This window comes from Leclercia sp. LTM14, assembly GCF_023736175.1.
GTDB lineage: Bacteria > Pseudomonadota > Gammaproteobacteria > Enterobacterales > Enterobacteriaceae > Enterobacter > Enterobacter barmai.
In genome coordinates, this window is record NZ_JAIKTT010000001.1 from 246,954 (window position 1) to 261,336 (window position 14,383).

Consider the following 14,383-nt stretch of genomic DNA (forward strand, 5'->3'; position numbering starts at 1 on the left):
CTGGTTGACAAATTTCACACTTAAGTCTGTTTAAGCTATAGGAGAAGTACAATGGAGATTACCACTCTTCAGATTGTGCTGGTGTTCATCGTCGCGTGTATAGCGGGTATGGAATCCGTACTAGATGAATTTCAGTTTCACCGTCCGCTGGTCGCCTGTACGTTAATCGGCGCCGTTCTCGGCGATATGAAAACCGGTATCATCATCGGTGGTACCCTGGAAATGATCGCCCTCGGCTGGATGAACATCGGTGCGGCTGTAGCGCCCGATGCGGCTCTCGCCTCCATCATCTCTACCGTGCTGGTTATCGCCGGCCACCAGAACATCGGTGCCGGTATTGCGCTGGCTATCCCACTGGCAGCAGCAGGCCAGGTACTGACCATCATCGTGCGTACTATCACCGTCGCGTTCCAGCATGCGGCAGATAAGGCGGCGGAAAATGGCAACCTGACGGCACTGTCTTGGATCCACGTTTCGTCCCTGTTCCTGCAGGCCATGCGTATCGCTATCCCGGCGGTCATCGTGGCAATCTCCGTCGGCACCAGCGAAGTTCAGGGCATGCTGAACGCCATTCCAGAAGTGGTCACCAGCGGTCTGAACATTGCAGGCGGCATGATCGTGGTCGTTGGTTATGCGATGGTCATCAACATGATGCGCGCAGGCTACCTGATGCCGTTCTTCTACCTCGGCTTTGTTACTGCGGCCTTCACCAACTTCAACCTGGTAGCACTGGGCGTGATTGGTGCAGTAATGGCTATCCTCTACATCCAGCTCAGCCCGAAATATAACCGCGTAGCCGGTACAGCGCAGGTTGCTGGTAATAACGATCTCGATAACGAACTGGACTAGCAGGTGAGCGAAATGGTTGATATGACTAAAACTACCCCTCAGAAAAAACTGACTCCGGGTGATATTCGTGGCGTGTTCATCCGTTCAAACCTGTTCCAGGGTTCATGGAACTTCGAACGTATGCAGGCGCTGGGCTTCTGCTTCTCCATGGTACCGGCAATCAAACGTCTGTATCCGGAGAACAACGAAGCGCGTCGTCAGGCGATTAAGCGTCACCTGGAATTCTTCAACACCCATCCTTACGTTGCGGCGCCGGTTCTGGGCGTAACGCTTGCGATGGAAGAGCAGCGTGCCAACGGCGCAGAGATTGACGATGGTGCCATCAACGGTATCAAAGTGGGTCTGATGGGGCCGCTGGCAGGCGTGGGTGACCCAATCTTCTGGGGTACCGTGCGTCCGGTCTTCGCTGCACTCGGTGCCGGTATCGCCATGAGCGGTAGCCTGCTCGGGCCTCTGCTGTTCTTTATCCTGTTCAACGTGGTGCGCCTGGCCACCCGCTACTACGGCGTGGCGTACGGCTACCGTAAGGGCGTGGATATCGTTCAGGATATGGGCGGCGGCTTCCTGCAGAAACTGACTGAGGGGGCGTCAATCCTCGGCCTGTTTGTCATGGGGGCGCTGGTGAACAAGTGGACGCACGTGAATATCCCGCTGGTGGTGTCAACCATCACCGGCCAGGATGGCCAGACCCGTGTGACCACCGTGCAAACCATCCTTGACCAGCTGATGCCGGGCCTGGTGCCGCTGCTGCTGACCTTCGCCTGTATGTGGCTGCTGCGTAAGAAAGTGAATGCGCTGTGGATCATCGTCGGCTTCTTCGTTATCGGTATCGTTGGTTACGCGATCGGTCTGCTGGGTCTGTAAGTTTTAACTGAATACACCGGGGGCATGAAGGCCCCCGTTTTTTTATCCGGAGGATGAATGACGGTCACGGACATCGTACTGGTTGTTTTTATTGTTGCCCTTCTGGCGTATGCCATCTACGACGAATTGATCATGCCCCGCCGCAACGGCGCGACGCTGCTCTCAATCCCCCTTCTGCGCCGCGGTCGCGTTGACGGCATCATCTTTACCGGCCTGCTGATGATCCTTATTTATAACAACGTGATGAGTCAGGGAGCATTACCGACCACATGGTTATTATGTGCCCTGGCATTAATGGGGTTTTATCTCTTCTGGATCCGGGCCCCGAAAATAATCTTCAAATCCACTGGATTCTTTTTCGCCAACCTCTGGATAGAATATAACCGCATTAAAGAGATGAATTTATCGGAAGATGGCGTGCTGGTAATGCAATTAGAGCAGCGACGCCTGCTTATCCGGGTGCGCAATATTGACGACCTGGAGAAGATATACAGGTTACTTGTTAAAACTCAATAAGATAGAATAATAGCACTGGCTATATCTGGACAAATATTTAGCAATGCCATATAGCCATGGCTATATTATTTCACGGAGTTCACGCCTTATTATTAACGTTATTTTTACAACAAAATCTAAATGAAAATCGTTATCAATAAGTAAACTGAATAATACATTCCTGTTGTTGTTTTATATTCTCAAAATATGTTAAGGTTGCGCCCGTCGTTGGGGAGTAGCCGATTTCCGGTTTGCCGGAAATGTGCGTGTCAACATACTCGTTGCAAAACGTGGCACGTACGGACTGTTTCTGCACTGAGCAGAGGGGTCAGGCGAGACCATAGATGCATCTACTGCTGTTTACTGGGGGCAGTGATGTGTCATATGGATATTCCCGGTCTGGACGCATCTATGAACCTCTCTGCAACACTTCTTCTGGCCTTTGGCATGTCGATGGACGCGTTTGCCGCTTCCATGGGTAAAGGCGCTACGCTGCATAAACCTAAGTTCTCTGAAGCCCTGCGTACCGGTCTTATCTTTGGTGCTATCGAAACCCTGACTCCGCTGATTGGCTGGGGACTGGGGATGCTCGCCAGTCAGTTCGTGCTGGAGTGGAACCACTGGATCGCCTTTATCCTGCTGACCTTCCTCGGCGGACGTATGGTTATCGAAGGCATTCGTAATGATGTCGATGAAGAAGAGCCCATCCACCGTCACGGCTTCTGGCTGCTGGTGACCACGGCAATTGCCACCAGTCTGGATGCGATGGCCGTCGGCGTGGGGCTGGCGTTCCTGCAGGTGAACATTATTGCCACCGCGCTGGCGATTGGCTGCGCGACCTTTATTATGTCCACCCTCGGGATGATGATTGGCCGGTTTATCGGCCCGCTGTTAGGGAAACGCGCCGAGATCCTCGGCGGTATCGTGTTGATCGGTATTGGCGCACAGATTATGTGGAGCCACTTCGCCGGTTAACCGACGCGCTGCCAGCAGTGGAGACTGAAATCTGTCTGGCAGCTGAAATGTTCCTGTTTTGCCAGGGCTTCCCACACCTCCGGTTTTGCCCGCCACGCGAAAGGCGTCATCTGTAAAAGCGCCACCGCCTCTTCTCCGCTCAACGTCATGTTATAGCCCAGCGACTGCTCTTCTTTGAGCGCAAAGCCTGCCAGCTGCTCGGAATGCGGCGCATGCAGCAAAACCTCGTCGTAAATCAACCCTTTCAGCTCCATCAGATGGCGCGGCCCAGGCGTCACGGTGATTACCCAGCCGCCCTCTTTCACCACCCGCGCCAGCTCTTCACCCTTGCAGGGGGCGTAGATGCGGACCACCGCCTCCATGCTGTTCTCTTCAAACGGCAGACGGTGACTGGATGCCACGCAGAAAGTCACCTGCGAGTAGCGTTTTGCCGCGGCGCGGATAGCGGATTTCGAGACGTCCAGACCAAAGGTCGTTGCGCCCTTCTCCTGCGCGGTTTGTGCAAAAGCCGCCGTGTAATAGCCTTCGCCGCAGCCAATATCAAGTATCGACGTCGCGCCATCGGGCAATAACGCCGCCAGCTTTGCGGCGACCGCGTCGCGCAGGGACTGATAGTGGCCGGCATCAAGAAAGGCTCTGCGCGCCTGCATCATCTCTGCGCTGTCGCCCGGATCGCGCGACCGCTTATGCTGCACCGGCAGCAGATTGACGTAGCCCTCTTTCGCCATATCGAACCGGTGCCCCTGCGGGCAGGCGTAACTTTTATCCGTTTGCGCCAGCGGCGCGTGGCAAAGAGGACAGCAGAAGGTCATGGTAACTCCGGGCAATCATAAAGGGCGAAAGTGTACCGCTAATCGCCCCGCTATAAAACGGCCTTAACGCATTACGATTAGATGGCTTGAGTCGGCCGGGAGTCCATCCGGCTTGATGTTTTCGATGCGCAGCACGTCGCCCATGATCTGGCTGAATACCGGCGCCGAGACCGCCCCGCCGTAATAGGCCCCGTTTTGCGGATCGTTAATCACTACCGCCAGGGCAAAGACAGGCTTGCTGGCCGGCGCGACGCCCGCAGTATAAGCCACGTATTTGTCGACATAGTTGCCGGCATCATCGATTTTCTTCGCGGTACCGGTTTTCACCGCCACCCGGTAATCACGCACTGCCGCTTTGATCCCGCCCCCGCCCGGCAGGGCCACACTCTCCATCATATGTTCCACCTCCTGCACAATCGACGCAGGCATGACCTGGGTGCCGACAACAGGCGGATCAATGCGGGTGATAGAGAGCGGACGCTCCAGGCCGTAGCTGCCGATGGTGGCGTAGACGTGCGCCAGCTGCAACGGGGTGACCATCAGTCCGTAACCAAACGCAAAGGTGGCGCGATCGAGCTGGCTCCAGAATTTACGCACCGGCAGCAGGCCGCTGCTCTCCCCCGTTAAACCCAGACCGGTGGAGCGGCCGAAGCCAAACCCGTGGTAGGTGTCCCGCAGGCGCTGGATCGGCATCGCCAGCGAGAGGCGTGATACGCCCGTGTCGCTCGATTTTTGCAAAATGCCGGTCAGCGTCAGCTCCGGGTAGTAACCGACGTCGCGGATACGGTGTCCGGCCAGGGTGTAGGGATGCGTATCAATAACGCTGTCCGGCTGCACCAGCCCCTGCTGAAGGGCGGTCATCAGCACCAGCGGCTTAACGGTTGAGCCCGGTTCGAAGGTGTCGCTGATGGCGCGGTTGCGAAAATCGTTCAGCGTGGCGCCTTCACGGTTATTGGGGTTGAAATCCGGGAAGCTGGCCATCGCCAGGATCTCGCCGGTCTGAACGTTGATCAGCACCGCCGCCCCTGACTCCGCTTTATTCCAGGCCACGGCGTTGTCCAGGGCATCTTCCGTGATGGTCTGCAGTCGCTCGTCAATGCTTAACTGGATATTGTGCGCCGGAACCGGCGGGACATCGGTGATGTTTTCGATCACGCGCCCGAAGCGATCTTCGCGCACGCGACGCAGGCCGGGTTTACCGGTGAGCTGGGCATTAAAGCTTTTTTCGATCCCCTCTATGCCCTGCCCGTCGATGTTAGTGAAGCCGATAAGGTTGGCTGCCACGTGTCCGGCCGGGTAAAAACGCCGGGACTCATCGCGCAGGCTGATCCCCGGCAGCCGGAGCTTCTCGATCCACTTAGCCTGAGAGGGGTCAACCTGGCGGGCGAGATAGATAAACCGGCCGTGCGGATTGCCATTGATACGCGCCGCCAGCGTGGGAAGCGACAGATGCAGCGCGCTGGCCAACGCCTGCCAGCGATCGTCATACCCGACGCCCCCTTTTGCCAGCACCGTTTTGGGATCGGCCCACACCGCCTGCACCGGCACGCTCACGGCCAGCGGCCGCCCTTCCCTGTCCATTATCATTCCCCGGGGGGCGTTAATCGCCACTTCCCGCAGCGAGCGCATGTCCTCCTGCTTAACCAGCGGGTCGGGCTTGACGATCTGCAGCCAGGCGACGCGGCCCAGAAGAAAGAGCAGACTACCAAGAATGACCATGCAGAGAAGAGCAAAACGTAACGGAGTGAAGTTTGCTGCGGGGTTGACGGGTTTCTTTTTCACCAGGGCTCCAGGGCTTGATAACAACGCCCTGATTTAACGGCAAATATGAGCTGGAGGGGTGAAAACAATGCTAATACTCTCGCAGCTTTGAAACAAACTGCTAACAGAGACGCATGTGGTAACACTTTGAAAAACATACATTAAAAAGCCCCGCATAAGCGAGGCTTTATATCTCTGCAACTGAAACGTCGGAACGCTTCAGATCAGGCAGGGGTTCGATCAGATAGCGGTTACGTTAACAGCAGCCGGACCTTTCTGGCCGTCCTGAATTTCGAACTCAACGTTCTGGCCTTCAGCCAGAGTTTTGAAGCCGTTACCCTGGATTGCAGAGAAATGTACGAATACATCTTTGCTGCCGTCAGCAGGAGTAATGAAACCAAAACCTTTAGACTCGTTGAACCACTTAACTTGACCTTTAATCTTTGCCATTTGCAAAATTCCTTAGAATGATTTCTTCGCCCGCGGGCATTCACTAGATAAAACTGAGACATTACTGCATGAGGCACTAATATAAGGTTCGGCAGAGAAGCGGTATTCAACGACAACGTGTTTACTCAGGACTTCTATACTGAAAATGCCACACATAAACAGAACTGTACCTCGTTTGACCCAAACCGTGTTATCACACACAACTTAAATAATGGCAAGCCATTTTTAAACGTGTCTCGATCAGCCGCACAAATTCAGGGACTGATTTGCCACAATCTGCACAGTAATCCACTTATGTGTATAGCTGGCCCGTATGTTGCTCGATCAGTGACCGTCAGGGTAGACGCTGTTATCAAAGACTTTTTTACCTTAGACCAATAACTTCATATCGTCCAGCAAGCGAGGCGGATTTCCTGCAACATCTATTTCCATTAGAACATTTGGTAAAAACTTATGCTGATTTGATCGCAACGGCAGGCATTTGTTTATCAGTAAAAAAACAGACTATATCGCTTCGCTTGTTTAAGTTATATACACCCTGACCCTGAAAGTCGCCATGCACCAAAATAATGATATTTTTATGAACCTGCTTCAAAAAAAGGCAATCAAAACGTTTCGATTAAAATAAAATATGACCCGCGTCGGTTTAATACAGAATAAGTACTAAGCGAACACATAATAGTTTATAAGGATAAATATTGACCAATACGAAGAGGCTGAAAGTTATCGCCGGGTAAAGATATATTCTTAAGTGCCTGAGCCAACTCTTTTACAGGCTCATCCAGGGATTCATCTGCCAGTTCAAATACCCCCCAGTGGATCGGGATCGCCCGCGGCATGCCCAACTGCTGCCAAAGCGCCACCGCCGACTGCGGATCCATATGATGCACCGACATGAACCAACGTGGTGCGTACGCCCCTACAGGTATGGCAACGGTATCCAGTTTTCCCAGCCGTTCGGGGATGGTCAGGAGCTCCGGAGTATAACCGGTATCGCCGCTGAACCAGAAGCGCTGGTTTTGTCCTTCAAAGACCCAGCCGCACCATAACGAGCGATTACGATCCCAGAGGCTACGCATGCTCCAGTGCTGCGCTGGAACCGCAGTAAACACCACCCCTTCGAAAACGTAGCTTTGCCACCAGTCCAGCTCAATAACCTGTTTCGCCCCCCGTCGGCGACACCAGGCGCCCAGTCCTAAGGGCACAAAAAAAGTGAGCTGCGGGAAGCGTCGCAAAAGCTGGCGCACCGTTGCGGAGTCGAGATGATCAAAATGATTATGGGAAATGACGACGGCATCGAGTGACGGTAGCGCCGCGACGCTCGTTACCGGAGGCGTTTTTCGTGTCGGCCCGGCAAAGGATACCGGCGAGGCGCGCCGGGAAAAGACCGGATCGGTAAGGATGTACTTTCCGCTCAGGCGTAACAGCAGGCTGGCGTGTCCCAGCCACCAGACACCGTCTTCTTCTAGGGTATTCAAGGTGACAGGCTGCCACCACTGGCGGATAAAGGCGTCGTAGCCTTCTGCTGGGGGTTTTGGCAATCCGGCAGCTTTGCGCTCTTTGCGCCAGCGTTCAACGTCGCCGGGTTGATGACCAGAGTCATTCGTATTGCGAAAGCCCTGCGGGGTATGATGCGCGAGGGAGGCGTTATACCAGGGATTACTCCAGGCCACACACACCTCCCTTAACGGATTAGCGTTCGGCTACCAGACGAATAAAGTCATCGTCCTGGCTGTCAGCCGTCACTTCTGGCGCTTTTGGTGCTTCTTTCTCTTCCGGCTCATTGGCTTCGCACAGGCGACGCAGCAGGACATTCTGTCGTTTCTGCAGGTCGACCAACTTCTCCAGCAGCTCAATCTGCTCGCTGGTACGGGAGCTTGCACGATTCACAAAAAACCACAGCACCAGGCCCACAACCAGCAGCACGACCGAGATTGCCAGAGATGCCACGCTGAACATCCCGGAATTCACTAACTCACCCATTTCACCCCCCAATAAAAACGCTCATTTTACCACTCGCGTTAAGGAAGGAAATCATTTGCGATAAAAATGACAGCTACCAGGGGATAAACTTATTGATAGAACAAATACCGCTAAAGAACTGTACATCCTGATCGCACATCACGTTAATGGTCTGCGTCCAGAGTAAAACACAGGCCAGCAACACTAAGACCAGAATAACCCAGCGTATTTTTTTCACTCCACTCTCCGTACCCTAACTGCCTGATGCCAGGTTATCATGCGCAACTTAAACCATGCCTAACTGTAACGTGAAGGCGATGCTTTCGGAATCATATACTTGTTAAAGTGATTGTATCGATTACCCTAAGCGGCAGTTATTCAAAAAATGAGGTAATGATGCGCTTTTTTATTCGCACATTGATTGTTATAGCACTCGTCTGGACGGGTTTGCTGCTCGCCGGCTACGGCGTGCTGACCGGCAGTAAAGAGAATGCGGGTGGGCTGGGCATTCAGTGCCAGTATCTTACCGCGCGTGGCATCAGCACGGCGCAGTATATTCATTCAGACAGCGGCTTCATCGGGCTGTCCCGCTGCCCGCTGCTGAGGAAAACCGAGACCGTCATCGATAACGGCTGATTCTGTGCACAAAAACGCCGCCATCAGGCAGCGTTTTTTTATGGCGCTAACAATCAGAACGGATAGTCGTTGTAACCCATCTGCTCAGAAATCTTACGCGCCGCCGTGTGCAGCATTTCTACGTATTCGTGCAGATGCTCTTCAGAGAAACGCAGCGTCGGGAAGGAGATACTCAGGCCGGCGATCACCACACCGAAACGGTCAAAGACAGGTACGCCGATGCAGCGCAAGCCTTCTTCCTGCTCCTGGTTATCTTCGCCATAACCCTGCTCACGCACTTTATCCAGCACCTGCAACAGCTCCTCGGTGGTGGTAATAGTGCGTTCGGTGCTGCGTTTGTATTCCACGTTCTCGAGGATCTGCTTCACTTCGTCACGGTCGCGCCATGCCAGCAGGACTTTACCGATAGCGGTACTGTACAGCGGGTTACGACGACCAATGCGTGAATACATGCGCAGGTTGTACATAGAGTCGATTTTATGGATATAGACGATACTGTCTTCATCCAGCGCCCCCAGGTGCACCGTCTCTTTCGTCAGACGCGACAGTTCACGCATCTGAATATCTGCGCTGCGGATCAGGTCGACGTTCTGCAGCGCGCGCGCGCCCAGTTCAAACAACTTCAGGGTCAGAGAGTACTTTTCAGACTCCCCTTCCTGTGCAACATAACCCAGTGATTTCATGGTCTGCAAAAAGCGATAAACGGTGCTTTTTGACATCATCACACGCTGGGACAGCTCAGTAATACCAATTTCGCGCTCTTCACCAAGCGCCTGCAGGATGCCGAACACCTTTAACACGGATGAAACAGAATCTGGCTGTTTATCCAAATCCGCGATTGCCATTAATCACCTCAACGCAAGTGTTTTATAAAATTCAGAACCGGTTTTTATTATAAATTCGCAGCCGCGTTGCTGCAATCAATCCTGGCTTACCTGGTTACAAATCTGCGACATACAACCGAAATAACAGTGATAATATCGTTACCCTGTTAATAATAACCTCCAATGCTAATTAATTCTCATGACTACAACCCCCACTGACGGCCTGCCGATACCGCAACGCTATGGTGCGATTGCGACCATTATTATCGGTATTTCAATGGCTGTACTGGATGGCGCCATCGCCAACGTGGCTCTCCCGACTATTGCCAGCGACCTGAATGCCTCCCCCGCCAGCTCGATCTGGATTGTGAACGCCTACCAGATAGCCATTGTCATCTCGCTGCTGTCATTCTCTTTTCTCGGGGATATGTTTGGTTACCGCCGGGTCTATCAGTGCGGGCTGGTGGTATTTACCCTGACGTCTCTCTTTTGTGCCCTTTCGGACACGCTACACATGCTGACCCTGGCGCGCATCGCGCAGGGCTTTGGCGGCGCGGCGTTGATGAGCGTGAATACGGCGTTGATTCGTCTGATCTACCCGCAGCGGCATCTGGGCCGGGGCATGGGGATTAACTCCTTTATCGTTGCCGTGTCGTCTGCGGCGGGCCCGACCATCGCCGCAGCGATCCTCTCCGTAGCTTCCTGGCAGTGGCTGTTTCTAATCAATGTTCCGCTGGGGATCGTGGCGTTGCTGTTCGCCCTGCGCTTTTTACCCGCCAACGGGCCGAAAAGCAGCATGCCCAAATTCGACCTCCCGAGCGCGGTGATGAACGCCCTCACCTTTGGCCTGCTGATCACCGCCCTGAGCGGGTTTGCCCAGGGCCAGTCGCTTATGTTGATAGCGGGCGAGGTCGTGGCGCTGCTGGTGGTCGGCTTCTTCTTCGTGCGTCGTCAGTTGGCGCTGCCGGTGCCGTTACTGCCGGTGGACCTGTTGCGTATTCCGCTCTTCTCGCTCTCTATCTGTACCTCCATCTGCTCATTCTGCGCGCAGATGCTGGCCCTGGTCTCCCTGCCCTTCTTCCTGCAAAGCGTCATTGGCCGCTCAGAAGTGGAAACGGGTCTGCTGTTAACGCCCTGGCCGCTGGCAACAATGGTGATGGCGCCGCTGGCGGGTTATCTGATTGAGCGGGTACATGCCGGATTACTGGGTGCGCTGGGGTTGGTGGTGATGGCAACAGGACTTTTCGCGCTTGCCCTGCTGCCTGCAGCTCCTCACGATCTGGATATCATCTGGCGCATGGTGCTGTGTGGGGCAGGCTTTGGCCTCTTCCAGTCGCCGAATAACCACACCATTATCACCGCCGCTCCCCGCCATCGCAGCGGTGGTGCAAGCGGGATGCTGGGCACCGCCCGCCTGCTGGGACAGAGTACCGGCGCGGCGCTGGTGGCGTTGATGTTTAACCTGGCCGGGCAAAGCGGCACGCACATGGCGCTGTTGACCGCCGGCACGCTGGCCACCGTCGCGGCCATCATCAGCGGGCTCCGGGTCACCCAGCCTCGTTCGCAGGCATAAAAAAGCGCGTCGAAAGACGCGCTTTTTTATTATCCAGCCGAAGCTGTTACTTCAGGTATTCACCGTTACGCAGCGCTTCAATACGCTTATCCAGCGGCGGGTGAGACATGAACAGCTCGCTCAGCGATTTCGATTTACCGTTGATGCAGAAGGCCATCATGGTGGAGGCTTCCTGCGGCTCGTAGCTGGTTTTCAGACGCTGCAGCGCAGCAATCATCTTCTCACGGCCAACCAGTTTGGCGGAACCTGCATCAGCGTGGAACTCACGGTGACGGGAGAACCACATGGTGATGATGCTCGCCAGGATACCAAATACCAGTTCCAGTACCATTGAAACCGCAAAGTAGATCAGCGGGTTACCGTTGCTCGACTCGCCTTCCTCACGATCGCCACCCATAAAGCCTGCGGCAATCTGGGCGATAATACGCGAGATGAAGATAACGAAGGTGTTCACCACACCCTGAATCAGGGTCATGGTCACCATATCGCCGTTGGCAATGTGGCTGATCTCATGGGCGATAACCGCTTCCGCCTCATCACGGCTCATGTTCTGCAGCAGACCGGTGCTCACCGCAACCAGAGAGGCGTCACGACGCGCACCGGTGGCGAAGGCGTTAATATCCGGGGCGTGATAAATTGCCACCTGCGGCATGGCAATACCTGCCTGACGGGACTGGTTGGCAACGGTGGTCATCAGCCACTGTTCCATATCGTTACGCGGTTGCTCAATAACCTCGCCGCCAACGGACTTAAGTGCCATCCACTTGGACATCAGCAGTGAGATAAAGGAGCCACCAAAACCAAACAGCAGCGCCATAATCAACAAACCCTGAACGCTGCTCGACTGAATTCCTGTCAGGCTGAGAACCACCCCGAAGACCACCATGACCGCAAGGTTGGTGAGCAGGAAGAGCGCGATTCGCATCATAATATTCTTTTAACCTCAGTTTAACAAAACGCACTATGCGATTACCCACATCGTATGGGTATTCCGCATATTTTCAAGGATTGGAGAGGCGTAAGTCACCAGAAAGACACAACTTTACATAATGAAATGACTGCCTGACGGCAGAATGCGGTTAACAAAAAAACAGGCACAATTTCTTGTGCCTGTTGGGGGAGATTATTTTGCCGGAGCGGGGTTACCGGCAGGCTTGTCTTTTTCCAGTTTCGCCAGGTCGATGGCGATTTTCACCGTCTCATCAAGATACGGATCCGGCTCCTGGTAATCCTTCGGCAGGTCATCCAGCTTTTTGAGGACTGGCTTACCTTCACGTTTGAAGCGGTCGTTGATACGCGCCAGACGTGTCGCATCATCCTCTTCGTTCTCTTTCAGACGCTGCGCGTAATTCAGAGAGACGATATTGCGTTTCGCCTTCAGGGCATTGAAACGGGCAATATCCTTGACGATGTACTGGAACTCCGGATCTTTAGCGATGCGGTCGTCGTGCTGCTTCAGCAGCGCCGGACCAAACTGGGTCATGTCGCCCGACTTCACATAGGTGGCAGCGTTCACGCTATCCCACGGCAACGCGTTGTCTTCGAACTTCTCACCGGTTTCGGTCTCTTCGGTACCCGTCGGCATGATGATATCCGGGGTCACGCCTTTCCGCTGGGTACTGCCGCCATTCACGCGGTAGAACTTCTGAATGGTGTACTGAACCGAGCCCAGCGCTGGCCATTCCGGACGCAGCATCTGATCGTAAATGCGGTTCAGGGAGCGGTACTGCTGCACCGTACCTTTACCGAACGTCGGTTCGCCAACAATCAATGCACGGCTGTAATCCTGCATCGCGGCGGCAAAGATCTCCGAGGCCGAGGCGCTGAAGCGATCGACCAGCACCACCAGCGGGCCTTTATAGTACACAACGCCATCGGTATCCGCGTCTTCACGCACTTTACCGTTGTTGTCGCGCACCTGTACCACCGGTCCGGACGGGATAAACAGACCGGAAAGCGAAACCGCTTCGGTCAGGGCGCCGCCGCCGTTGGTACGCAGATCGATAATCACGCTCTTAACGTTCTGTTTTTCAAGTTTCTGCAGCTGGACTTTGACGTCGTCCGTCAGGCCCACGTAGAAACCAGGAATATCCAGCACGCCAACCTTGTCTTTACCCACGGTTTTCACCGACATCTTCACCGCGCGTCTTCCAGACGGATACGCTCGCGGGTCAGGGTAACGATACGGGTCTTGGTGCCTTTACCAGCAGGCAGAATTTCCAGACGGACTTTGCTGCCTTTTGGCCCTTTGATCAGGGCAACCACATCATCCAGACGCCAGCCGATCACATCAACCATGTTCTGGCCTGGTTGACCGACACCGACAATGCGATCGCCTACGCTAATCGCCTTGCTCTTGGCCGCCGGGCCACCGGCAACCATGGAGTTGATCACGGTGTAATCGTCATCCATCTGCAGCACTGCGCCGATCCCTTCAAGGGAGAGGCTCATCTCGGTGTTGAACTGCTCGGTGTTGCGCGGAGAGAGATAGTTGGTGTGCGGATCGATTTCGTGCGCGAAGGCCGTCATCGCCAGCGAGAAGACATCTTCACTGTTGGTCTGGGCCAGGCGACGAATGGCAAATTTGTAGCGGCGGGTTAGCGTTTCGCGGATCTCTTTCTCATCTTTACCGGTGAGTTTGAGGCTCAGCTCGTCGTATTTAACTTTGCTGTCCCACAGCTGATTCAGCTCGGCTTCATCTTTTGGCCACGGCGACTTACTGCGGTCAAGATTAAAGGTGTCGTTACCCGTGAAGTCCATTGGACGTTCAAGCACCTTAAGCGCGTACTGATAGCGCTCAAAACGGCGTTTCTGCGACAGGTTATACAGGTCGTAGAACAGGTCCAGCTTGCCGCTGCGTAACTCATCCCCAACCTGGGTCTGCTTTTTGGCAAACTGTTCGACATCGCTCGCCAGCAGGACGTTATGGCTGTAGTCCAGCAGGTTCAGGTAGCGGTCGAAAATCTTTGTCGAAAAGGCCTGGTCGAGATCGAACTGGCGATAGTGCGAACGGGTGAAGCGCGACGTGACGCGCTCACTGACCGTCGCGTGCTGAGTCTCTTCCTTCAGAACCGGAATCTGATCGACACGCGTAATCTCGTCCACAGCGAAAGCGTGGCCTGTTATTGCAAACAGGCCAGCCAGCGCGGTGAGCTTAAAAAATGTGTTCATGCCGGGCTTGG

General features: G+C 54.4%; 15 protein-coding genes and 1 pseudogene. 6 read left to right on the top strand and 10 right to left on the bottom strand.

The features are described from left to right. Positions 1 to 51: 51 nt before the first annotated feature. The 4 genes from K5I40_RS01155 (at position 52) to mntP (ending at position 3,183) form a co-directional block, all read left to right on the top strand. The gene (locus K5I40_RS01155; RefSeq protein WP_039030788.1) at positions 52 to 849 is read left to right on the top strand and encodes a PTS mannose/fructose/sorbose transporter subunit IIC; all 798 of its coding nucleotides are present in this window, start codon (positions 52 to 54) and stop codon (positions 847 to 849) included. Positions 850 to 861: 12 nt separating this feature from the next. Next, positions 862 to 1,713 carry a PTS mannose transporter subunit IID gene (locus K5I40_RS01160; RefSeq protein ID WP_039030789.1) on the top strand — a complete coding sequence of 284 codons (852 nt, stop codon included), beginning with the start codon at positions 862 to 864 and terminating at the stop codon, positions 1,711 to 1,713. A gap of 57 nt (positions 1,714 to 1,770) precedes the next feature. Next, entirely contained in the window at positions 1,771 to 2,229 is a 459-nt protein-coding gene (locus tag K5I40_RS01165; RefSeq protein WP_223073869.1) for a DUF986 family protein, read from the top strand. Between the two features lie 390 nt (positions 2,230 to 2,619). Continuing rightward, the gene (mntP, locus tag K5I40_RS01170) at positions 2,620 to 3,183 is read left to right on the top strand and encodes a manganese efflux pump MntP (protein WP_138369404.1); all 564 of its coding nucleotides are present in this window, start codon (positions 2,620 to 2,622) and stop codon (positions 3,181 to 3,183) included. Here the strand turns inward: mntP and rlmA are convergent. The 7 genes from rlmA to mgrB all read right to left on the bottom strand — a co-directional run bounded on the left by rlmA (position 3,180) and on the right by mgrB (position 8,406). Then, complete coding sequence (gene rlmA, locus K5I40_RS01175) at positions 3,180 to 3,995, bottom strand: 23S rRNA (guanine(745)-N(1))-methyltransferase (RefSeq protein WP_223073868.1); 816 nt, start codon at positions 3,993 to 3,995, stop codon at positions 3,180 to 3,182. The two genes, mntP and rlmA, sit on opposite strands and share 4 nt — an antisense overlap. A gap of 63 nt (positions 3,996 to 4,058) precedes the next feature. Continuing rightward, a complete protein-coding gene (gene ftsI, locus K5I40_RS01180) occupies positions 4,059 to 5,777 on the bottom strand; it encodes a peptidoglycan glycosyltransferase FtsI (protein WP_223073867.1) in 1,719 nt (572 codons plus the stop codon). Positions 5,778 to 5,996: 219 nt separating this feature from the next. Then, positions 5,997 to 6,206 (bottom strand): transcription antiterminator/RNA stability regulator CspE, encoded by a 210-nt coding sequence (cspE, locus tag K5I40_RS01185; RefSeq protein ID WP_001062678.1) that lies wholly within the window; start codon positions 6,204 to 6,206, stop codon positions 5,997 to 5,999. A 12-nt stretch (positions 6,207 to 6,218) separates the two neighbouring features. Then, the gene (locus K5I40_RS01190) at positions 6,219 to 6,362 is read right to left on the bottom strand and encodes a DUF2627 domain-containing protein (RefSeq protein ID WP_072036694.1); all 144 of its coding nucleotides are present in this window, start codon (positions 6,360 to 6,362) and stop codon (positions 6,219 to 6,221) included. 527 nt (positions 6,363 to 6,889) lie between these two features. Then, entirely contained in the window at positions 6,890 to 7,879 is a 990-nt protein-coding gene (locus K5I40_RS01195) for an MBL fold metallo-hydrolase (RefSeq protein ID WP_138369334.1), read from the bottom strand. 19 nt (positions 7,880 to 7,898) lie between these two features. After that, a complete protein-coding gene (locus K5I40_RS01200) occupies positions 7,899 to 8,189 on the bottom strand; it encodes a YebO family protein (protein WP_039030794.1) in 291 nt (96 codons plus the stop codon). Between the two features lie 73 nt (positions 8,190 to 8,262). Then, positions 8,263 to 8,406: a PhoP/PhoQ regulator MgrB gene (mgrB, locus tag K5I40_RS01205; RefSeq protein WP_039030795.1), complete on the bottom strand. Its 144-nt coding sequence runs from the start codon at positions 8,404 to 8,406 to the stop codon at positions 8,263 to 8,265. Positions 8,407 to 8,564: 158 nt separating this feature from the next. Between mgrB and K5I40_RS01210 the strand changes: the two genes are divergently transcribed. Next, positions 8,565 to 8,804 (top strand): YobH family protein, encoded by a 240-nt coding sequence (locus K5I40_RS01210; RefSeq protein WP_039030918.1) that lies wholly within the window; start codon positions 8,565 to 8,567, stop codon positions 8,802 to 8,804. A 53-nt stretch (positions 8,805 to 8,857) separates the two neighbouring features. Here the strand turns inward: K5I40_RS01210 and kdgR are convergent, their stop codons facing one another. Continuing rightward, complete coding sequence (gene kdgR, locus K5I40_RS01215) at positions 8,858 to 9,649, bottom strand: DNA-binding transcriptional regulator KdgR (RefSeq protein WP_039030796.1); 792 nt, start codon at positions 9,647 to 9,649, stop codon at positions 8,858 to 8,860. Between the two features lie 178 nt (positions 9,650 to 9,827). Here kdgR and K5I40_RS01220 point away from each other — a divergent pair, with 178 nt between their 5' ends. Continuing rightward, positions 9,828 to 11,201, top strand: a complete 1,374-nt coding sequence (locus K5I40_RS01220) for an MFS transporter (protein WP_138369335.1) — start codon at positions 9,828 to 9,830, stop codon at positions 11,199 to 11,201. 46 nt (positions 11,202 to 11,247) lie between these two features. Here K5I40_RS01220 and htpX read toward each other — a convergent pair whose 3' ends face one another. Together htpX and prc are read right to left on the bottom strand one after the other, a co-directional pair. Beyond that, positions 11,248 to 12,129, bottom strand: coding sequence for a protease HtpX (htpX, locus tag K5I40_RS01225; protein WP_039030798.1), 882 nt, complete (start codon positions 12,127 to 12,129; stop codon positions 11,248 to 11,250). Positions 12,130 to 12,324: 195 nt separating this feature from the next. After that, positions 12,325 to 14,372: pseudogene (gene prc, locus K5I40_RS01230) on the bottom strand (carboxy terminal-processing peptidase). Between the last annotated feature and the right edge of the window lie 11 nt (positions 14,373 to 14,383).